The organism is Streptomyces sp. NPDC126499 (assembly GCF_040302485.1).
GTDB lineage: Bacteria > Actinomycetota > Actinomycetes > Streptomycetales > Streptomycetaceae > Streptomyces.
This window is the reverse complement of sequence record NZ_JBEOUO010000009.1, coordinates 232,735-252,593: the sequence shown is the minus strand read 5'-3', so window position 1 is coordinate 252,593 and position 19,859 is coordinate 232,735. Positions and strand designations below refer to the sequence as shown.

At 69.6% G+C, this 19,859-nt stretch carries 16 protein-coding genes; 10 read left to right on the top strand and 6 right to left on the bottom strand.

Features of this window, described 5'->3' with window-relative positions; genetic code table 11:
* Positions 1–201: 201 nt before the first annotated feature.
* The 9 genes from ngcE to ABTZ91_RS16410 all read left to right on the top strand — a co-directional run bounded on the left by ngcE (position 202) and on the right by ABTZ91_RS16410 (position 12,259).
* Positions 202–1,641: an N-acetylglucosamine/diacetylchitobiose ABC transporter substrate-binding protein gene (gene ngcE, locus ABTZ91_RS16450; RefSeq protein ID WP_352077835.1), complete on the top strand. Its 1,440-nt coding sequence runs from the start codon at positions 202–204 to the stop codon at positions 1,639–1,641.
* 67 nt (positions 1,642–1,708) lie between these two features.
* Positions 1,709–2,638 carry a sugar ABC transporter permease gene (locus tag ABTZ91_RS16445; protein WP_352077834.1) on the top strand — a complete coding sequence of 310 codons (930 nt, stop codon included), beginning with the start codon at positions 1,709–1,711 and terminating at the stop codon, positions 2,636–2,638.
* Positions 2,639–2,654: 16 nt separating this feature from the next.
* Complete coding sequence (locus tag ABTZ91_RS16440) at positions 2,655–3,605, top strand: carbohydrate ABC transporter permease (RefSeq protein ID WP_352077833.1); 951 nt, start codon at positions 2,655–2,657, stop codon at positions 3,603–3,605.
* Between the two features lie 156 nt (positions 3,606–3,761).
* Complete coding sequence (locus ABTZ91_RS16435) at positions 3,762–4,982, top strand: ROK family transcriptional regulator (protein WP_352077832.1); 1,221 nt, start codon at positions 3,762–3,764, stop codon at positions 4,980–4,982.
* A gap of 122 nt (positions 4,983–5,104) precedes the next feature.
* Positions 5,105–6,202 carry a substrate-binding domain-containing protein gene (locus ABTZ91_RS16430; protein WP_352077831.1) on the top strand — a complete coding sequence of 366 codons (1,098 nt, stop codon included), beginning with the start codon at positions 5,105–5,107 and terminating at the stop codon, positions 6,200–6,202.
* A gap of 138 nt (positions 6,203–6,340) precedes the next feature.
* The gene (locus ABTZ91_RS16425) at positions 6,341–7,141 is read left to right on the top strand and encodes an ATP-binding cassette domain-containing protein (protein WP_352077830.1); all 801 of its coding nucleotides are present in this window, start codon (positions 6,341–6,343) and stop codon (positions 7,139–7,141) included.
* A complete protein-coding gene (locus tag ABTZ91_RS16420) occupies positions 7,138–8,466 on the top strand; it encodes an ABC transporter permease subunit (RefSeq protein ID WP_352077829.1) in 1,329 nt (442 codons plus the stop codon). Before ABTZ91_RS16425 ends, ABTZ91_RS16420 begins: the two co-directional genes overlap by 4 nt.
* Before the next feature lie 225 nt (positions 8,467–8,691).
* The gene (gene dxs / locus ABTZ91_RS16415) at positions 8,692–10,611 is read left to right on the top strand and encodes a 1-deoxy-D-xylulose-5-phosphate synthase (protein ID WP_352077828.1); all 1,920 of its coding nucleotides are present in this window, start codon (positions 8,692–8,694) and stop codon (positions 10,609–10,611) included.
* Positions 10,612–10,780: 169 nt separating this feature from the next.
* A complete protein-coding gene (locus ABTZ91_RS16410; RefSeq protein WP_407077966.1) occupies positions 10,781–12,259 on the top strand; it encodes an amino acid permease in 1,479 nt (492 codons plus the stop codon).
* A 32-nt stretch (positions 12,260–12,291) separates the two neighbouring features.
* Here the strand turns inward: ABTZ91_RS16410 and ABTZ91_RS16405 are convergent, their stop codons facing one another.
* Both ABTZ91_RS16405 and ABTZ91_RS16400 read right to left on the bottom strand, forming a co-directional pair.
* Complete coding sequence (locus ABTZ91_RS16405) at positions 12,292–12,660, bottom strand: NTP pyrophosphohydrolase (protein WP_352077826.1); 369 nt, start codon at positions 12,658–12,660, stop codon at positions 12,292–12,294.
* 19 nt (positions 12,661–12,679) lie between these two features.
* Entirely contained in the window at positions 12,680–13,774 is a 1,095-nt protein-coding gene (locus ABTZ91_RS16400) for an LCP family protein (protein ID WP_352077825.1), read from the bottom strand.
* Positions 13,775–13,916: 142 nt separating this feature from the next.
* Between ABTZ91_RS16400 and ABTZ91_RS16395 the strand changes: the two genes are divergently transcribed.
* Positions 13,917–15,101 (top strand): hypothetical protein, encoded by a 1,185-nt coding sequence (locus tag ABTZ91_RS16395; RefSeq protein WP_352077824.1) that lies wholly within the window; start codon positions 13,917–13,919, stop codon positions 15,099–15,101.
* On the opposite strand, the gene ABTZ91_RS16390 is transcribed toward ABTZ91_RS16395, so the two are convergent.
* From ABTZ91_RS16390 to ABTZ91_RS16375, 4 genes are read right to left on the bottom strand one after another with little or no spacing between them, the layout of a single operon-like run.
* Positions 15,078–16,682: a glycosyltransferase gene (locus ABTZ91_RS16390; protein WP_352077823.1), complete on the bottom strand. Its 1,605-nt coding sequence runs from the start codon at positions 16,680–16,682 to the stop codon at positions 15,078–15,080. The genes ABTZ91_RS16395 and ABTZ91_RS16390 overlap by 24 nt on opposite strands.
* Positions 16,683–16,692: 10 nt before the next feature.
* Positions 16,693–17,505, bottom strand: a complete 813-nt coding sequence (locus tag ABTZ91_RS16385) for an Ig-like domain-containing protein (protein ID WP_352077822.1) — start codon at positions 17,503–17,505, stop codon at positions 16,693–16,695.
* Between the two features lie 9 nt (positions 17,506–17,514).
* Entirely contained in the window at positions 17,515–18,318 is an 804-nt protein-coding gene (locus ABTZ91_RS16380) for a rhamnogalacturonan acetylesterase (RefSeq protein ID WP_352077821.1), read from the bottom strand.
* Positions 18,319–18,355: 37 nt separating this feature from the next.
* On the bottom strand, positions 18,356–19,858 hold the full coding sequence (locus ABTZ91_RS16375; RefSeq protein WP_352077820.1) for a bifunctional cytidylyltransferase/SDR family oxidoreductase: 1,503 nt from the start codon (positions 19,856–19,858) through the stop codon (positions 18,356–18,358).
* Position 19,859: the final 1 nt, after the last annotated feature.

Below are 19,859 nucleotides of genomic sequence, written 5' to 3'. Positions count from 1 at the left end.
AAAGCTGGTTTCGATCTTGCTCCGGCGAAGGGAAGTGGACTATACCTGTCGGCGTCCGACCCGTCGTATCACTCCACACGACGGCCCGACGCCTGCACGACCCAGCAATTGACCGCGGTGGCGGGGCCCTTCGCCTGAGGCGAGTGAAGAACGGGTGACCGGTACACCGCCTGAGTCCTGAATGAAGGCGAGGACTTGAGCATGGGATCCACCTCCGCCCCGAAGAACGACGGTCTCGGCCGTCGCGATCTGATCAAGCGTTCCGCCGCACTCGGTCTGATCTCGGTGCCCACCATGAGTTTCCTGTCCGCGTGCGCCTCCAGCGGAGGCGACAGCACGGACAACAGCAAGCCCAAGGGCGAGAAGACCAAGGACAATCCGTTCGGCGTGGCCAAGGGCGGCAAGATCGACGTCGTCGTCTTCAAGGGCGGATACGGCGACGAGTACGCCAAGGCGTGGGAAGCCAGCTTCAACAAGAAGTGGGGCGTCACCGCCACCCACACCGGCACCCAGGAGATCACCGGAAAGCTCCAGCCGCGCTTCAACGCCGGCAACCCGCCGGACATCGTCGACAACTCCGGCGCCCAGAAGATCAAGATCGACGTTCTCTACAAGAACGGCCAGCTGCTCGACCTCGCCGAGGTCCTCGACGCGCCGTCCGTCGACGACCCGAACAAGAAGGTCCGCGACACCCTCATCCCCGGCACCCTCGACCCGGGCCTGCAGGAGGGCAAGGTCGTCGCCCTCAACTACATCTACACGGTGTGGGGCCTGTGGTACTCCGGCAAGCTCTTCAAGGAGAAGGGCTGGACGGAGCCGAAGACCTGGGACGAGTTCCTCGCCATCTGCAAGGAGGCCACCGCCCAGGGCATCGGCGGCCTCGCCCACCAGGGCAAGTACCCGTACTACATCAACGTCGCCATCATGGACCTGATCGCCAAGACCGGCGGTCTGGAGGCCATGAAGGCGATCGACAACCTCGACCCCAAGGCCTTCGTCGGCTCCGACGCCGCCAAGCAGGCCGTCGAGGCGATCTACGAGGTGGTCGAGAAGGGCTACCTCATGCCCGGCACCAACGGCCTGGAGCACACCGAGTCCCAGACCCGCTGGAACCAGTACAAGGCCGCCTTCATCACCTGCGGCTCCTGGCTGGAGAACGAGCAGATCAAGCAGACCCCGGCCGACTTCGACATGAGGTTCATGCCGATGCCGCTGCTGCCCGGCAGCAAGATGCCGTACGAGGCGATCCGCGCCGGCTCCGGCGAGCCCTTCATCATCCCCTCCAAGGCCAAGAACCTCGCCGAGGCCAAGGAGTTCATGCGGATGATGCTCTCCAAGGAGTGGTCGACGCTCTTCGCCAAGGAGGCCAACTCCCTCACCATCCTCGCCGACGGCGTGGACCCGAGCGTGAAGCTGCGCCCCGGCACCCAGTCCACCGTCGAGGCGTCCAAGAAGGCCGGCCCGAACACGTTCCGCTATCTGTACACCGAGTGGTACAGCGAGATGGACACCGAGCTCCAGAACGCCTCCAACGAGCTGATGGCCAAGCGCATCCAGCCCGCGGAATGGCTGAAGCGGGCCCAGGCCGCCGTCGACAAGGCCGCCAAGGACCCGGCGTCCAAGAAGAACCGCCGCGACTGATTCGCGGACCGATCCCGCGCCTCACGCCGGGAACACCGCCGCCGGGAACATCAGGGACAGGAACGCCATGCGCAAAGGGCAGTACACGTTCGTCACGGGATTCCTCTTCATACCCGTGGCCCTCTATCTGGTCTTCGTCGTCTGGCCGTACATCCAGACGTTCGGCTACTCGCTGACCGACTGGAAGGGACAGTCGCAGACCTTCTCCTTCGTCGGTCTCGACAATTACGTCGCGCTCCTGGAGGACGACGTCTTCCTCGGAGCGGTCTGGCACAACATCCTGTTCCTGGTGTTCATCCCGGTGATCACCATTCTGCTCGCCCTCTTCCTCGCCTTCATGGTGAACGCGGGCGGCGGCGGCCGGGCCGGCGGTGTCTCCGGCGTCGCCGGCTCCAAGTTCTACAAGGTCGTCTACTTCTTCCCGCAGGTGCTCTCCCTCGCGATCCTCGCCGTCCTCTTCGGCGCCGTGTACCGCAGCGACACCGGCGGCATGCTCAACGGCCTCCTGCTGAAGCTCGGCCTCATCGAGGCCGAGAGGCCCATCGAGTGGCTCAACGAGCCCGACTTCGTCCTGTGGGCCCTCATGGCGGTCGTCGTCTGGCACGGCGTCGGCTTCTACCTGGTGCTCTTCTCCGCTGCCATGCAGTCCGTCCCCCGGGACATCTACGAGGCCGCGCTGATCGACGGCGCCGGCCGCGCCCAGTCCTTCTTCCGCATCACCCTGCCGCTGCTGTGGGACTCCGTACAGACCGCCTGGGTGTACCTCGGCATCGTGGCCATGGACATGTTCGTCCTGGTGTCCACCATGACCTCCGGCGACTACGGCGGTGGCCCCGACCACCACAGCGAGGTCATGTCGACGGTCATGATGCGCAACTTCCTCTACTTCGGCAGGAGCGGCTACGCCTGCGCCATGGGCGTGGTCATGCTGCTCCTCACCCTGATCGTGTCCGTGGTCACGCTGCGCGCCACCCGCCGCGAGCGCCTCGAGTTCTGAGCGGGAGAACGTAACGATGACTGCACCCATCCAGAAGTCCGACGCGAGCCCGGCCGCCGCCGGCGAGGGCTCCGTGCCCAGGCAGCGGGCGGTCCGCAAGGGCCGCACCCCGGCCCCCGGTCCGGCTCGCGAGGGCATGGTCCTGAACGTCTTCTCGCACGGCTTCCTCGCCGTGTGGGCCCTGCTGATCGTGCTGCCGCTGCTGTGGCTGGTGCTCAGCGCCTTCAAGACCGACTCCCAGATCGCCGGGTCGGCCTTCGGCTGGCCGTCGAACTGGTCCCTCGACGTCTTCGCCCGCGCCTGGGAGAAGGGCATCGGCGACTACTTCGTGAACACCGTGATCGTCCTGGTGTTCTCGGTGCCGCTGACCATGCTCTTCGGCTCCATGGCCGCGTACGTGCTCGCGCGCTACGAGTTCTGGGGCAACCGGCTCCTTTACTACTTCTTCGTCGCCGGCGCGATGTTCCCGGTCTTCCTCGCCCTCGTCCCGCTCTTCTTCATGGTGAAGATGCTCGGGATGCTCAACACCTACCAGGGCCTGATCCTGGTGTACGTCGCCTACTCGATGCCGTTCACCGTCTTCTTCATGCACTCCTTCTTCAGGACGCTGCCGACGGCGGTCTTCGAGGCCGCGATCCTGGACGGCGCCTCGCACACCCGGGCCTTCTTCCAGGTGATGCTGCCGATGGCCAAGCCGGGCCTGCTCAGCGTCGGCATCTTCAACACGCTGGGGCAGTGGAACCAGTTCATCCTGCCGACCGTGCTCATGCAGCCGCAGAGCGGCGACGACCCCGAGCGGTACGTGCTGACCCAGGGCCTGATCCAGCTCGAACAGCAGCAGGGGTACGCGACGGACCTGCCGGTGCTCTTCGCCGGCGTGACCATCGCCATGATCCCGATGCTGGTGGTCTACCTGTCCTTCCAGCGGCAGGTCCAGGCAGGTCTCACTTCGGCCACGCTGAAGTAACGAGGGCGCCGCACTGTCCGGCCCCGGGAGCGCCACGCTCCCGGGGCCGGACCTTTTCGTTCCGGATTCCACTACCGTCGAGGACTTGACGACGACAAGCCCCACGAAGGAGCTTGGAGTTCATAACTTGTACACGTCGTAGGGTGGAGAGAGTCAATGGAGACTCCGGGGTCGCAGTCCTCGCTGCACCGGGCCAATCTGGAGCGGGTCGTCCGGGCGGTACGGATGGCCGGATCGCTCACCCAGGCGGAGATCGCCCGTGCGACGGGCCTGTCCGCCGCCACGGTCTCCAACATCGTGCGGGAGCTGAAGGACGGCGGCACCGTCGAGGTCACGCCGACCTCGGCGGGGGGCCGCCGGGCCCGCAGCGTCTCGCTCAGCGGGGACGCCGGCATCGTGATCGGCGTCGACTTCGGCCATACGCACCTGCGGGTCGCGGTGGGCAACCTGGCCCACCAGGTGCTCGCCGAGGAGGCCGAGCCGCTGGACGTGGACGCCTCGGCCGCCGAGGGCTTCGACCGGGCGGAACAGCTGGTCAGCCGTCTGATCGCGGCCACCGGCATCGGCCGGGACAAGGTGGTCGGGGTCGGCCTCGGCGTGCCGGGCCCGATCGACGTCTCCTCGGGCACCCTGGGCTCCACGTCGATCCTGCCGGGCTGGAGCGGGATCAACCCCGCCGACGAGCTCTCGGGCCGGCTCGGCGTCCCCGTGCACGTCGACAACGACGCCAACCTCGGGGCCCTCGGCGAGCTGGTCTGGGGCAGCGGCCGGGGCGTGAAGGACCTCGCGTACATCAAGGTCGCCAGCGGTGTCGGCGCCGGCCTCGTGATCGACGGCCGGGTCTACCGGGGCCCGGGCGGTACGGCCGGCGAGATCGGCCACATCACGCTCGACGAGTCCGGACCGGTCTGCCGCTGCGGCAACCGGGGCTGCCTGGAGACCTTCACCGCCGCCCGCTACGTGCTCCCGCTGCTCCAGTCCAGCCACGGCCCGGACCTGACCATGGAGCGGGTCGTCCAGCTGGCCCGGGAGGGCGACCCGGGCTGCCGCCGGGTGGTCGCCGACGTGGGCCGCCACATCGGCAGCGGCGTCGCCAACCTCTGCAACCTTCTGAACCCGAGCCGGGTGGTCCTCGGCGGCGACCTCGCCGAGGCGGGGGAGCTGGTCCTGGCCCCCATCAGGGACTCCGTGTCGCGGTACGCCATCCCCAGCGCCGCCCGGCAGCTGTCCCTGGCCCCCGGGGCCCTGGGCGGCCGTGCGGAGGTCCTGGGCGCCCTCGCCCTCGTCCTCAGCGAGATGGGGGATTCCTCCCTGTTGCACGGGTCCGGCAATGCCCTCGCGAGCACCGCCGGGACGAGGACTCCTGCCTTCACTTAGATAACGGATGGCACCGTTGTCATCTCGTTAAGGATTTACTCCTTGACGTCGACCCTGCGGCCGAGTTGACTTCCAGCCACCTCGGCCGCAACGTCGCGGCCTCGTCAGGGAGGCAACCCCACATGAACGCAGTGACGCGTCGCGTCGTCATAGGCACGGCCGCGGTTTCCATGGCCCTCTCCCTCGCCGCCTGTGGCAAGGCCGGCGACAACGGCTCCGGCGATGCGGGTGGTGACGGCAAGACCATCGGCCTGCTGCTGCCGGAGAACAAGACGACCCGCTACGAGACCTTCGACCGCCCCATCATCGAGGCGAAGATCAAGGCCCTCTGCTCGGACTGCGAGGTCAAGTACAACAACGCCGCGCAGGACACCGAGACGCAGAAGAAGCAGTTCGACGCGCTCGTCACGCAGGGCGTCAAGGTGATCATCCTGGACTCGGTCGACTACAAGGCCACCAAGTCCTGGGTGCAGCAGGCCGAGAAGAAGGGCGTCAAGGTCGTCGCGTACGACCGGCTGGCCGAGGGCCCGATCTCCGCCTACGTCTCCTACGACAACGAGAAGATCGGCCGCCTCCAGGGCGAGGCCCTGGTGAAGGCGCTCGGCGCCAAGGCCAAGGACGCCAACGTTGTCATGATCAACGGCTCGCCGACCGACCCCAACGCCCCGCTGTTCAAGAAGGGCGCCCACAGCGTCCTCGACACCGGCGTCAAGAAGGTCGTCTACGAGCAGGACATCCCGGACTGGTCCCCCGACGAGGCCAACAAGAAGATGGGCGCCGCCATCGACTCCCTGGGCAAGGACGGCTTCCAGGGCGTCTACTCCGCCAACGACGGCATGGCCGGCGGCATCATCACCGCCCTCAACAAGCAGGGCGTCAAGGTCCCCGTCGGCGGCCAGGACGCCGAACTCGCGGGCCTGCAGCGCATCCTGAAGGGCGACCAGGCCTTCACCATCTACAAGCAGATCAAGCCGGAGGCCGAGACCACCGCCGAGATCGCGGTGCGCCTCCTCAAGGGCGAGAAGATCGACGACCTGGTCAGCACCAAGGTCACCAGCCTGACCGGCGAGTTCAAGGACATCCCGGCCAAGCTCTACGACGCGCAGATCGTGACCAAGGAGAACATCGCCTCCACGATCATCGCCGACAACGTCTACAAGGCGGCCGACATCTGCACCGCCGAGTACAAGGCGGCCTGCGAGGCGGCGGGCATCAAGTAGCCCGCCCCGCTCCACGGACCGGTCCGGCGTACCCCGCCCCGTCCACGCCCCGCGAGCGGGGGCGGGGCGCCGGACTCCCCTCCCCGTACCTCGCAGTACTTCTCGCACCACATCCCCGCCGGTCAGGCGGCGAAGGAGATGATTCACGTGTCCGCTACGCCCGTGCTGGCGTTGCGCGGGGTCTCCAAGCGGTTCGGCGCCGTCCAGGTGCTCACCGATGTCGATCTGGAGATCCACGCCGGAGAGGTCGTCGCCCTGGTGGGCGACAACGGCGCCGGCAAGTCGACCCTCGTCAAGACGATCTCGGGCGTCCACCCGATCGACGAGGGCACCATCGAATGGGACGGCCGTCCCGTCCAGATCACCAAGCCCCACGACTCCCAGAACCTCGGGGTCGCGACCGTCTACCAGGACCTGGCGCTCTGCGACAACCTCGACGTCGTCGCCAACCTCTTCCTCGGCAGCGAGCTCAGCTCCGGCACCGTCCTGGACGAGATCGCCATGGAGAAGCGCGCCCGGGAGCTGCTGGACACCCTGTCCATCCGGATCCCGTCCGTCCGCATCCCCGTCGCCGCCCTCTCCGGCGGCCAGCGCCAGGTCGTGGCCATCGCCCGCGCCCTGATCGGCGACCCGAAGATCGTCATCCTGGACGAGCCCACCGCCGCCCTCGGCGTCGAGCAGACCGCACAGGTGCTCGACCTCGTGGAGCGGCTGCGCGAGCGCGGCCACGGCGTCATCCTCATCAGCCACAACATGGCCGACGTCCGCGCCGTCGCCGACCGCGTCGCGGTGCTGCGCCTCGGCCGCAACAACGGCGACTTCAAGGTCGCCGAGACCACCCACGAAGAGATCATCGCCGCCATCACCGGTGCCACGGACAACGCCGTGACCCGCAGGCAGGCCCGTACGGCCGCGGCCGCGAAGGAGGACGCCAAGTGAGCGACCTCGCCAAGACCACCCCCCAGGACGGCACCCCCCAGGACGCCCAGGACGGCACCGCCCAGGGCGAAGCCGTCGAGCGGTCCGCGGCCCCCGTACCGGCCGTCGACCCCCGCCTGCTCGTCCGCGAGGAGGGCCTCAAGGGCTACTGGACCGAGTTCACCCGCAAGATCCGCGGCGGCGAGCTCGGCTCCCTGCCCGTGATCCTCGGCCTGATCGTCATCGCCGTCGTCTTCCAGCTCCAGAACGGCAACTTCCTGTCCGCGAGCTCGGTCGCCAACGTCGCCGTCTACGCCTCCGGCCTCGGCATCATGGCCGTCGGCATCGTCTTCGTGCTCGTCCTCGGCGAGATCGACCTCTCCATGGGCTCCGTCGCCGGCGTCGGCGCCGCCGTCTGGGCCGGCCTCCAGGTGAGCAACGGGACGAACGAGTGGCTGGCCATCGTGCTCGCGGTGCTCACCGGCACCGTCATCGGCGCGCTGCACGGCTTCTTCTTCGCCAAGATCGGCGTCCCCGCCTTCGTGGTCACCCTCGCCGGCTTCCTCGGCTGGATGGGCCTCCAGGAGTGGCTGATGGGCGGCGAGGGCTCCATCAACACGCCGTCCGGCAGCGTGGTGGAGAACCTCACCAACTACTTCTTCGCCGACAAGATCGCCGCCTACGGCCTCGCGCTCGTCGCGGTCGCCGTCTACCTCATCTCGCTGCTGCGCGACAGCAGCCGCCGCAAGGCCGCGCTGCTCCCGGCCCGCCCGGTCTCCGAGATCGCGCTGCGCACCGTCGTCGTCGCGATCCTGGTCTTCGCCGTGGCGTACGTCATGAACGAGCCCGCCGGCGCCCGCGGCCTGCCGCTCGCCCTGGTGCTCTTCCTGGCCGTCCTCGTGATCGCCGACTTCGTCGCCCGCCGCACCCTCTTCGGCCGCAAGGTCTTCGCGGTCGGCGGCAACGCCGAGGCGGCCCGCCGCGCCGGCATCAACGTCGACGGGGTCAGGATCGCGGTCTTCGCGGTCTCCGGCACCCTCGCCGCCTTCGGCGGCCTGTTCATCGCGAGCCTCTCCGGCGGCGCCACCAAGAGCCTCGGCGGCGGCAACACGCTGATGCTGGTCATCGCCGCCGCGGTGATCGGCGGCACCAGCCTCTTCGGCGGCCGCGGCAAGGTCTGGTCCGCGCTCCTGGGCATGATCGTGATCCAGTCGATCCAGCAGGGCCTGAACATGATCGGCATGTCCAACGCGATCCAGAACATGATCACCGGTGCGGTGCTGCTCGCCGCCGTCGTGATCGACTCGGTCTCCCGCCGTACGCAGAAGACCGCGGGCCGCGCATGACGCTCCCGTAAGCGGGCGTAACGCACATCACGCCCCCGTCCGCCCGGCGCCGGGAAACCGGCGCCGGGCCGACGCGCGTCCGGAGCAGTGGACGGGGCAGACGGACCAACGACGTGTCGGCCATCGGAGTGGCCCGCCACCCCGGCCCGATGCCCACCATCCAAGACGGAACATTAGACTCGACAAATCGGCAAGCTCGACCAGTTCAAACGCAAGGAGGCACGGGTGGCATTGCTGACCCGTATCAGGGGACCGCGAGATCTGGACCGGCTCTCCTCGGAACAGCTGGACCAGCTGGCCGAAGAGATCAGGTCGTTCCTCGTGGACGCCGTCTCCAAGACCGGCGGGCACCTCGGTCCCAACCTCGGCGTGGTCGAGCTGACCATCGCCCTGCACCGCGTCTTCGACTCGCCCAGGGACAAGGTCCTGTGGGACACCGGCCACCAGAGCTATGTGCACAAGCTGCTCACCGGCCGTCAGGACTTCTCCCGCCTCAAGATGAAGGGCGGCCTGTCCGGCTACCCCTCGCAGGCCGAGTCCGAGCACGACGTCATCGAGAACTCGCACGCCTCGACCGTCCTCGGCTGGGCCGACGGCCTGGCCAAGGCCAACGAGATCCTCCGCAAGGACGACCACGTCGTCGCCGTCATCGGCGACGGGGCCCTCACCGGCGGCATGGCCTGGGAGGCGCTCAACAACATCGCCGCGGCGAAGGACCGCCCGCTCGTCATCGTCGTCAACGACAACGAGCGCTCCTACGCCCCGACGATCGGCGGCCTCGCCAACCACCTGGCGACCCTGCGCACCACCGACGGCTACGAGCGCTTCCTCGCCCGCGGCAAGGACATCCTGGAGCGCACGCCCGTCGTCGGGAAGCCGCTCTACGAGACGCTGCACGGCGCCAAGAAGGGCCTGAAGGACTTCATCGCCCCGCAGGGCATGTTCGAGGACCTCGGCCTGAAGTACGTCGGCCCGATCGACGGCCACGACATCGAGGCCCTGGAGTCCGCGCTCACCCGCGCCAAGCGCTTCGGCGGCCCCGTCATCGTCCACTGCATCACGCAGAAGGGCCGCGGCTACGAGCCCGCCCTCGCCGACGAGGCCGACCGCTTCCACGCCGTCGGCAAGATCCACCCCGACACGGGACTGCCGATCTCCTCCTCCGGCGCCGACTGGACCGGCGTCTTCGCCGACGAGATGGTCGCGCTCGGCAAGGAGCGCGAGGACATCGTCGCGATCACCGCCGCCATGCTCCAGCCGGTCGGCCTCGACAAGTTCGCCAAGGTCTTCCCCGAGCGCGTGTTCGACGTCGGCATCGCCGAGCAGCACGGCGCGGTCTCCGCCGCCGGTCTCGCCACCGGCGGCCTCCACCCGGTCTTCGCCGTCTACGCGACCTTCCTCAACCGCGCCTTCGACCAGGTCCTCATGGACGTGGCCCTGCACAAGTGCGGTGTCACCTTCGTCCTGGACCGGGCCGGTGTCACCGGCACCGACGGCGCCTCCCACAACGGCATGTGGGACATGTCGATCCTCCAGGTCGTGCCCGGTCTGCGGCTCGCCGCCCCGCGCGACGCCGACCAGGTCCGCGCCCAGCTGCGCGAGGCCGTCGAGGTCACCGACGCCCCCACCGTCGTCCGCTTCTCCAAGGGCGCGGTCGGCCCGGCCGTCCCGGCCGTGGGCCGGGTCGGCGGCATGGACGTGCTGCGCGAGGCCGGCACCGACACGCCCGACGTGCTCCTGGTCTCCGTGGGCGCCCTCGCGCCCATGTGCCTGGAGATCGCCGACCTCCTCGACAAGCAGGGCATCTCCACCACCGTCGTCGACCCCCGCTGGGTCAAGCCGGTCGACGAGGCCCTCGCCCCGCTCGCCGACCGCCACCGGGTGGTCGTCACCGTCGAGGACAACAGCCGCGTCGGCGGCGTCGGCTCCGCCGTCGCCCAGGCGCTGCGCGACGCCGGCGTGGACGTGCCGCTGCGTGACTTCGGCATCCCGCCGCGCTTCCTCGACCACGCCTCCCGCGCCGAGGTCCTGGCCGAGATCGGCCTCACCGCACCGGACATCGCGCGCCAGGTCACCGGCCTCGTCTCGCGCCTCGACGGCCGCTTCGAGACCAGCGCCGAGGCCGTGGAGCCCGCCCGCGACTGACGTCCCGCCGGCCGCCAGGCCGTAACACCGCGTCACCATTGGGCCGGTCGGACCACCCTTACGGGTGCCGACCGGCCCTTGTCCGTGCATTCTGGGCTGAGGACGGGCAGCCCCAGTGCCAGGAGGTGCGACGGTGAGTACGGACCAGCAGCCACGCGCGAATTCCGGGATGTTCCGGACGAAGACGATCGAACAGTCGATCCGGGACACGGAAGAGCCGGAGCACGCGCTCAAGAAATCCCTCTCCGCGTGGGATCTGACCGTCTTCGGCGTCGGCGTCATCATCGGCACCGGCATCTTCGTCCTCACCGGCAAGGTCGCCAAGGAGAACGCGGGCCCGGCGACCGCGCTCGCCTTCGTCGCCGCGGGCATCGTCTGCGCGCTCGCGGCCCTGTGCTACGCGGAGTTCGCCTCGACCGTGCCGGTGGCCGGCTCGGCGTACACCTTCGCGTACGCCTCGATCGGCGAGCTGCCCGCCTGGATCATCGGCTGGGACCTCGTCCTGGAGTTCGCCCTCGGCACCGCCGTCGTCGCCGTCGGCTGGTCCGGCTACGTACGCTCCCTCATGGACAACGCCGGCTGGCATCTACCGGCCTGGATGGAAGGACCGGACGCACCGGGCGGAACCTTCGACATCCTCGCGTTCGTCCTGGTCCTGGTGCTGACCGCGATCCTCGTCGTCGGCATGAAGCTGTCCGCCCGGATCACCGCCCTGGTCGTCGCGATCAAGGTGACCGTGGTGATGATCGTGATCGTCGCGGGCCTGTTCTTCGTCGTCGGCGACAACTACAAGCCGTTCATCCCGGACGCCGTCACCCCCGAGGGCGGCGGCTCCAACTGGGACTCGCCCCTGGTCCAGCTGCTGTTCGGCTACGAGCCGACCAACTTCGGCGTCATGGGCATCTTCACCGCCGCCTCCGTCGTCTTCTTCGCCTTCATCGGCTTCGACGTGGTCGCCACCGCCGCCGAGGAGACCAAGCTCCCGCAGCGCGACATGCCCCGCGGCATCCTCGGCTCGCTCTTCATCTGCACCGTGCTGTACGTGGCGGTGGCCCTGGTCGTCACCGGCATGCAGCACTACACCGAGCTGTCCACCAGCGCGCCGCTCGCCGACGCCTTCAAGGCCGTCGGACACCCCTTCTACGCGGGCGTCATCAGCTTCGGCGCCGCCGTCGGCCTCACCACGGTCTGCCTCATCCTGCTGCTCGGCCAGACGCGCGTCTTCTTCGCGATGAGCCGCGACGGACTGCTGCCCCGCTTCTTCTCGGTGACGCACCCGAAGTTCAAGACCCCGTACCGCCCGACCATCCTGCTCGGCGTGGTCATCGCGATCGTCGCCGGCTTCACCAGCATCAACGAGCTGGCGACCCTGGTGAACATCGGCACCCTCTTCGCCTTCGTGATGGTCGCCGCCGGCGTGATCATCCTGCGCCGCACCCGCCCGGACCTGCACCGCGCCTTCCGCACCCCGTGGGTCCCGCTGCTGCCGATCCTGTCCATCGCGGCCTCCCTCTGGCTGATGCTCAACCTGCCGGGCGAGACCTGGTTCCGCTTCGCCGTCTGGATGGCGATCGGCATCGTCGTCTACTTCCTGTACGGGCGCAGCCACAGCCGCCTGGGACGGATGGGCGCGGACGCGAAGTACTGACGGGGCGTCCCTAGGACGAGGCGACCGCGTTCCTACGGCAGGCTGCGGGGCCCGGCGCAGACGGCGCCGGTCTCCTCGACCCGGCGCCGCAGCTGCCGGTCGGCCGTGACCACCAGGCACGGCCGGCCGGCAGCGTCGCGGGCCAGCTCCGCGATCAGGTCGTCCCCGCTGCCCGTCGCCTCCTCGACCCGTACGCCGGGGACGGAGGCCACACCACGGGCCCGGCCCTCGACGACGAGGACGATCTCGTACGGGCCGGTGAACGGCCCCTCCTCCGGGCCGCCTCGTTCCGCGAGCCGGTCGCGCAGCCGTTCGGCGGCACCGCGCCGGTCCTTCCACCAGCCGTCGGGGACCGAGCCCACGACATTGGCGCCGTCGACGACGAGCAGGGGACGTCTCATGTCCTCAGGATGCCCCGGTTCAGCCGCCGGTGGCGGGCGACTTGCGCACCTCGTCCGGGATGGTGAGGTCCTCGCGGATCGCCTTCCACAGCCGGGAGGCGTTCGGCTCGTAGGCGACGACCCGGTTGGGGTCCCGCTTGTCGTAGGCCACCGGGAGCATGATCGTCTCCATGTTGGCCGGGTCCACGCCGTCGAGGCTGCGGGCGTAGTCGCTCAGCGCGGTCAGCGAGGCGAGCTCGGAGTCGGTGGTGAGGGCCTTGGTCATCGAGTCGGCGATCTCGTACGTCTTGGCGGGGCTGCCCAGCAGGTCCTGCTTCTTGACCTCGGTCAGCAGGGCGGTGAGGAACTTCTGCTGGTTGCCGATGCGGCCGAGGTCGCTGCCGTCGCCGACCCCGTACCGGGTGCGGACGAAGGCGAGGGACTGGGTGCCGTCGAGGCGCTGGGGGCCGGTGGCGAGGTCCAGGCCGGACTTGCTGTCCTTGATGGGCTCCTCGATGTCGACGGTCACCCCGCCGATGGCGTCGACCAGGTCCTTGAACCCGGCGAAGTCGATCTCCAGGTAGTGGTCGAGCCGCACGCCGGACATCTGCTCGACCGTCTTCATCACGCAGGCCGGTCCGTACTGCGCGTACACCGAGTTGAACATCACGCGCTGCGCGGACGGAGCCGTCCCGCCGCCCTTGCGGTCGCACTCCGGCCGGGTCACCAGCGTGTCGCGGGGAATGCTCACCGCGACGGCGCTCGACCGGCCCTCGGGTATGTGCACCACCAGCGCGGTGTCCGACCGCGCCCCGCTCACCGCCGCACCGTCCAGCGCCCCGTTGGCCCCGGCCCGCGAGTCGGAACCGAGCACCAGCAGGTTCTGGCCCGACATCGGCGCCTTCGGCGGGCGGTTGTCGCCGAGCTCCTTGTCGAGGTCGACGGCGGCCTTGATGTTGCCGTCGAGGCTGGCGTACATCCAGTACAGGCCGCCGCCCGCGGCGAGGACGAGGACGAGCAGCGTCAGCAGGACGATGCGCAGCGGGCGTCGGCGCTTCGGCGCGTTCCTGCGTCGGGAGCCGCGGGGCGCGTCGCCCCGGGGCTCGTTCCTCACCGTCGGGTCTTGGTAGGTCATGGCTGGTCGAGTCTCTTCCGTCGAAATCGTGTGACTAGTATGCGGATCGCTCAGGGAGGGGCCCCGGGCTGCCCGAGGCCCGTGAACGCCGCGTGAAGCGTGTGACAAACTTCGGGGCGATGAGCAGGTGGAGAGGCGGACGGTGGTCGTGATCCGTGGCAGGAACAGAGGTCGGAACGCGGACCTCGGCTCGCACCCATCCGGACACACCGCCGTCCGGGACACGGAGCCGGTCCAGGCTCCGTCGAGCCGCTGGCTGTTCACCGGCGCCGACGGCCGGATGACCGCGTACGCGACCTCCGGCGCCGGCATCGTGCGCTGGACGGAGACCGACCGGGGCACCTTCGACGGACCGGCGACGATCGAGGTCGAGGGCTGGGACGGCCGGCTGAGCCTCGCCGGCAGCGCCGAAGGCTACGTCTGCTTCGCGGGCCTCCGGCTCTCCGCCGCATCCGGCGCCCACCACGTCGTCTTCAGTACGCAGTACCAGACGGGCCGTCCGCTGATCGACTGGCACGACCTCGGCCGACCGGCCGCAGCAGGGACGGAGGCCGACGACGAGGTCGTGAGCGGCCCGGTCGTCGTCGTCAACCAGGTGTCGGGCTCGGTGCACGTCCTGGTGTCCCTGCGCCACGGGGGCATCCTGCGGCGCAGCCGTACCGGAGACGGCCGATGGGGCCGCTGGAAGACCGTCACTCCGCAGACCTACCCTGGGCAGCTCACGGCGTCCATGCCCACCGGCGGTCCGCTGGAGGTCCTCGCGGTGAGCCAGGCAGGTTCGGTGGACCGCTGGGTCGGGGCGGGAGGTGGTCGCTTCGAGCTGAGGGATCGTTTCGGCATGGCGCTGGCCGACGGCACCCAGACGGCTCTCGAGACCGCCCGGAAGCGCACCACCTACCTCTGGCGCTATCCCGGCGACGGATCGCTCCTCGCCTGGCGCGCCCGGAGCGCGAACGACACCGGCGGTGTGCTGCCGCTCGGCGGCGCCGGCGGCGTGGGGCGGCCCGGCGTGGGCCGCGCCGCCATAGGCGGCTACGACTGCACCGTCGTGGCGCAGAACGGCGCCCACGGAGGAGTCGAGGTCACCGCCTACGTCACCGAGAACGAGGGATACGGCACCTGGTGGGCGCCCCTGGGCGACCCCGGCACGCCCGTCCACGCCCCGCAGCCGGGAGTGGACGGTGCCGGGAACCTTGTCGTCGCGGCGCTCGACGGGACGGGATCCCTGCTGATGGCCCGTCAGGACCCGGCGCAGGACGGTCTCGCCTTCGGGCCGTGGAGCCGGGAGGGTACCCATGCGCTGTCAGCCGGAGCCGGGCAGCGGTAGCCGCTCGGACACCTCGAGGGACAGATGCCCCTCAGGGGTGTAGAACGGCGTGGCGGCCAGCTCGTGCCCCGGCGTGGTCGCCGAGGGCGCGAAGACCATCGGAGCCCGGCTGACGACATCGACCTCCTCCGAGCGCTTCTGGCCGAGCCGCACCTCCTGCGTGACCCCTTCGAAGCTCACCGCGAGAAAGACGTCCCAGACACCGGTGCCGAGCGGCCAGCCGTCGGACATCTGCCGCAGGTTGATCCGGGTGGAGAACCGGCCCATGGCGCGGGTCTTGCCCTTGGAGTTCACCAGGGTCTCGTCCCGGCGCGCGGTGACGGAGAACCGCTCCTCCGCCCCGGTGAGACGGTGTCGCAGCACCACCTTCGTGGCACGCTCGCGCGTGCTGAGCTGCTCGAAGAACGCGTGCCCGTCGAGCAGGAGCAGCGGACCGCTCCACCGCATGCCGGTCAGCTGCTGGTTCACCGTCATCTTGTCGGTGATGTCGAAGAGCGCGTCCGGCAGCGCCACGGCCGGGTCGCGGAAGAACGGCAGCAGGGTGTATACCCGGCCGCCCTCGACCTTCTTCTTCGGCGCCGGTCGCGTCTTGTCCGCCTCGTACGCCGCCATCTGCGCGGCCTCGACGTGGTGGCCGCCCGCGATCAGAGCGAGCCGGACCGCCAGCGGACGCGGCAGCAGGGCGAGCGCGGTCGGCGGTACTTGGCCGCGCAGCAGCTCGGCGGCCGCCCACAGGGTCCGCTCGCGTTCCGCCTGGCTGTCCGAGGCGAGCAGCAGCGGCCCGGTCGCCTTGCCCAGGTCCGCCTCCAGGTGACGGGAGATCAGCAGATCCTGCCGAGGCCCGGGCGGCAGGAGCGAGCCGAGCAGTGCGATCATCCGCGCCACCAGGGCGATTCGCTGGGACAGCGCCACGGAACCGGTCTGCGACGGGCCCTTGACCACGCAGGTCTCGTGCGCCACCACCGCGATGCTGTCGGCACGGACGAAGGCGGCCGCGGTGAACGCCTGGTCCTCGCCGATCGTCATGTCGGTGGGGAACTCCAGGCCGCAGCGCCGCACCATGCTGGTCCTGAACAGCTTGTCCGGTGTCAGCGACCAGTACACGCGTGAGCCGTAGAGGTCCACCGACCCCTCGGTCTTGCGGAACATCGACGTGGCCACCGCGTGCTTGCCGGAACTCTCCAGCTTGCCGAGTACCACGTCCGCCTCGTGGGCGTCGGCCGAGCCGACCATCAGCTCGAGCGCGTTCGGGGTGAGCCGGTCCGCGCCCGTCAGGAACAGCAGGTACCGGCCGGTTGCCTGGCTCATGCCCCAGTTGCGGGCCTCGGCCGTGGACAGCCCTCGGCGGAACTGGCCGGCGCGCAGCCAGCCGGCGTAGCGGTGCTCCGCCTCGGCCAGCAGGGAGGCGCTGGCGTCGGTCGAGCCGTCGTCGACCGCGATGACCTCCATGCGATCGGTGCCGATCGACTGGGCGAGGAGCGAGTCGAGGCACGCCGGCAGCGTGCGGGCCTGGTCCCGGACGTGGAGGACCACGGTGACGTCCCGGATGTCTCCCGGGCGCACGGGTACGGAAGTGGTCATGGTCCGGTGCCTATCCGTTCTGCGGGGGGATGGTGGTCCGGGGCCACGGCATCTCGCCGGTGAAGTCCGACCACTGCCAGTTCTGGAAATCGGTGGTGAGCTGCTGCTCCGGGAAGACCCCCGCCCGCCCCTCCAGACTGCCGACGAACACGTTCACCGGCGCGGTGACCTGGCCGCCGTCCGGGGTGGCCACCGTGTACTCGAACCGGTCGTAGCCGGTGAATCCCTGGTAGGGCAGGTAGCCGAGCCAGCCGTCCTGACCCAGCTGGGCGGTGCCGAAGCGCGGTTGGGACACCGCGACCGGAGTGCTGCCCGGGGGCACGGCGGCGAGCACGTCGACCGAACCCTGTGTGCCGGGGGCGACGACGATCCGCAGGCCGGGGGCGAACATGGTGCGGATGAGGAGGGAGCGGTCGCGCAGCGAGGCGGTCCGGACGATCTTGCGGGAGTCGCGGCCGGGCACCGCCACGGCGATGTGGGGGCGCAGCCGGGGCTCCTTCTTCTTGGGCCGCTTCACCCGGACCGAGAAGAACCCGACACCGTTCACGCCCGGTTCGGCCCGCACGCGGTACCAGCGCTGCTTCGGGAAGTAGTCCACGTCCTGGACCGCCAGGATCTCCGCCGCGTCGGCGAAGTACTTCTCCTGCAGGTACGCGTAACCGAACGGGGCGTTCTCGACGGCGACGGAGAGCGCCATCTGGACGGTGTCGCCGGGGGCGACGCCGGCGAAGGGGGGAACGGAGCAGTAGAGCGCGGCGTGGACCACGCCCGGGGAGCTCTCCTCGGTGCCGACGGCCCTGCCGCGGCACAGCAAGTGGTTCATGGACCGGCCTTACAGATCGCGGGCGGGAGTGACACGGGACTTCGTGCGGTGCTGGAACGTGGCCTCGTCGAGCCACCCCATCTCCTCGTACGAGAAGGTCCGCCGGTCCAGGTCCTTCACCCAGTGGGCGGGGACGAGCTGCTGGGTCACCAGCGCGCGGGCCACGAACCGGGCCACCTCGACGGCCCCGTCAGCCCGCAGGTGCACGTTGTCGGCGTCCTGCACGACCGGCATCAGGGGCTCACCGGGCCGCAGATAGGTGAAGACCCGCTTGGTCTCCTCGGGACCCAGCTCCTCCCACCACTGCAGGCTCTGGCCGTACACGTCGATCAGGGGCACGAACTCCTCCTGGGCGAGCTGCCGCATGGCCACGGGGTAGTCGCCGAGGAACCGGCTGACATTGCCGTGCCGGTCGATCCGGCGCCGCTCGAACGGCATCATCAGGATCGGATGCGCCTGACGCTCACGGGCACCGGTGACGTACGCCCGCAGGTGCTCGATGAAGTCCTCGAACGGCTCCGTGTGGATGCCGGGGTCCGGCTTCCAGTCGATCTGGCCGAAGGCCATGATCAGGTAGTCGCCGGGGGCCATGGTGTCGAGGATCCACTGAAGCCGTCCGCGCTCCCGGAAGCTCTTCGTGCTCGCACGGCCCCGGGAGCAGTTGACGACCTCCACCTCGTCGGTGAGGAACAGGTCCAGCGCCTGCCCCCAGCCCATCATCGGCAGATGAGTGACCGGCCGGGTGACCGTGCCCGAACCTCCGGACAGGAAGATCCTCGTCCGGTGGCCTTCGTGTGCGTTCGTGTAGGTCATGACCCTCCCTCGTTCCACCCCGCTCGGCGGACGGTCCTCAGAGCTCCTGGGCTTCCTGCTGGCTGAGCACCGAGGCGATCGCGCGTTCGAAGCCCGACTGGGACGAGGAGGCGCTCGTGGGGTCCTGCTGGCGGACGTCGATCACGTGCCCGGTCATGCGGGACACCAGCACGTCGAGGGAGCTGCGGGCCACGGTCTCGGAGGACAGCAGGGTGCCCGCGGGTTCCTGCCCGAACGCGTTGGTCCGCATCGGGGTCGCCGTCCGCTCGGGGTTGACGCAGTTGACCCGGACACCGTCCTCCGCCCACTCCTCGGCGAGCGCCTGGGTCAGGTTGACCACGGCCGCCTTCGTGGAGGAGTACAGGCTGTACTCGGAGCGGCCCCGCGTGTAGCTGCTGGACGTGAACAGCAGCAGCTGCCCCTGGGTCTCCGCGAGGTACTTGTACGACAGGCGCGCGATGTTCACGGGAGCGAGGTAGTTGACCTCGGTCGCCTCGCGGATGGTGTCGGGGTCGGTGTCGGCCAGCCGGCCGGTGCGCAGCACCCCCGCGGTGTTCACCACGTAGTCGATCCGGCCGGTCTCCGCGTACGCCTTCGCGAGCGCTTCCTCGACGTGCGCCGGGTTCTCCACGTGCGTGCCGGTGGTGGACCGGCCGAGTGCGTACACCGTCGCACCGCAGGCCTCGGCGAGCCGGGCGATGTCCGCCCCGATGCCGTACGAACCCCCGAAGACGAGCAGGGTCCGGCCGTGCAGCGCCTTTCGGTAGGACTCCTCGCCGACCGCCGCCGGAGCCGTCGACGAGGCCAGCTGGAACAGCTTGTCGGCGATGAACACGTCGACGGGCTGGGTGACCTTCATGTTGTACTCGTCGCCCATGACCACATGGACCGGCACGTCCGGCAGGTACTTGATGACGACCGAGCAGTCGTCGGTGGCCTCGAAGGACGGATCGGCCAGCGCGAGCTCGTAGGCCCGGCGGATGGTGGACAGGTGGAAGCCCTGCGGCGTCTGGCCGCGGCGCAGCCGGGAGCGGTCCGGCACCTCGGTGATGAACTCGCCGTCGTCGCCGTGGGTGCGGGTCACGATGATCGTGTCGGAGGACGGGATCGCGACGTCCACGGCCTGGTAGCGCTCCAGGGCCCGCACGCACTCCTTGACCACACGCTGGGACAGCAGCGGCCGTACGGCGTCGTGGAACAGCAGGCAGGCGTCCTCGCCGTCGGCCAGGCCCTCGGATATGTGCGCGATGGCGAGACTGGTGGTCTCGCTGCGGGTCGCGCCGCCGGGCAGGACCCGGGAGACCTTGCCGAGGCCCGCCCTCGTGACGATCTTCTCGGCCTCGGCCACGTAGGCCGGGGCCATGAGGACGATGATCTCGTCGACCTCGGGGGAGTTCTCGAAGACGCACAGGGTGTGTTCGAGGATCGACTTCCCCGCGATCTTCAGGAGCTGCTTCGGGATCGCGAGGCCGACGCGCTGCCCGGTGCCGCCGGCGAGGACGACGGCGACAGTACGACGACGGGTGGCAGGACTGGTCACG

Excerpts from the sequence above, each read along its gene's own strand:
- ABTZ91_RS16435 (WP_352077832.1), top strand. The coding sequence starts at position 3,762 with ATGGAGACTCCGGGGTCGCAGTCCTCGCTGCACCGGGCCAATCTGGAG.
- ABTZ91_RS16445 (WP_352077834.1), top strand. The coding sequence starts at position 1,709 with ATGCGCAAAGGGCAGTACACGTTCGTCACGGGATTCCTCTTCATACCC.
- ABTZ91_RS16405 (WP_352077826.1), bottom strand. The coding sequence starts at position 12,660 with ATGAGACGTCCCCTGCTCGTCGTCGACGGCGCCAATGTCGTGGGCTCG.
- ABTZ91_RS16380 (WP_352077821.1), bottom strand. The coding sequence starts at position 18,318 with ATGACCTACACGAACGCACACGAAGGCCACCGGACGAGGATCTTCCTG.
- ABTZ91_RS16410 (WP_407077966.1), top strand. The coding sequence starts at position 10,781 with ATGTTCCGGACGAAGACGATCGAACAGTCGATCCGGGACACGGAAGAG.
- ngcE (WP_352077835.1), top strand. The coding sequence starts at position 202 with ATGGGATCCACCTCCGCCCCGAAGAACGACGGTCTCGGCCGTCGCGAT.
- ABTZ91_RS16390 (WP_352077823.1), bottom strand. The coding sequence starts at position 16,682 with ATGACCACTTCCGTACCCGTGCGCCCGGGAGACATCCGGGACGTCACC.
- ABTZ91_RS16425 (WP_352077830.1), top strand. The coding sequence starts at position 6,341 with ATGATTCACGTGTCCGCTACGCCCGTGCTGGCGTTGCGCGGGGTCTCC.
- ABTZ91_RS16430 (WP_352077831.1), top strand. The coding sequence starts at position 5,105 with ATGAACGCAGTGACGCGTCGCGTCGTCATAGGCACGGCCGCGGTTTCC.
- ABTZ91_RS16385 (WP_352077822.1), bottom strand. The coding sequence starts at position 17,505 with ATGAACCACTTGCTGTGCCGCGGCAGGGCCGTCGGCACCGAGGAGAGC.
- ABTZ91_RS16440 (WP_352077833.1), top strand. The coding sequence starts at position 2,655 with ATGACTGCACCCATCCAGAAGTCCGACGCGAGCCCGGCCGCCGCCGGC.
- ABTZ91_RS16400 (WP_352077825.1), bottom strand. The coding sequence starts at position 13,774 with ATGACCTACCAAGACCCGACGGTGAGGAACGAGCCCCGGGGCGACGCG.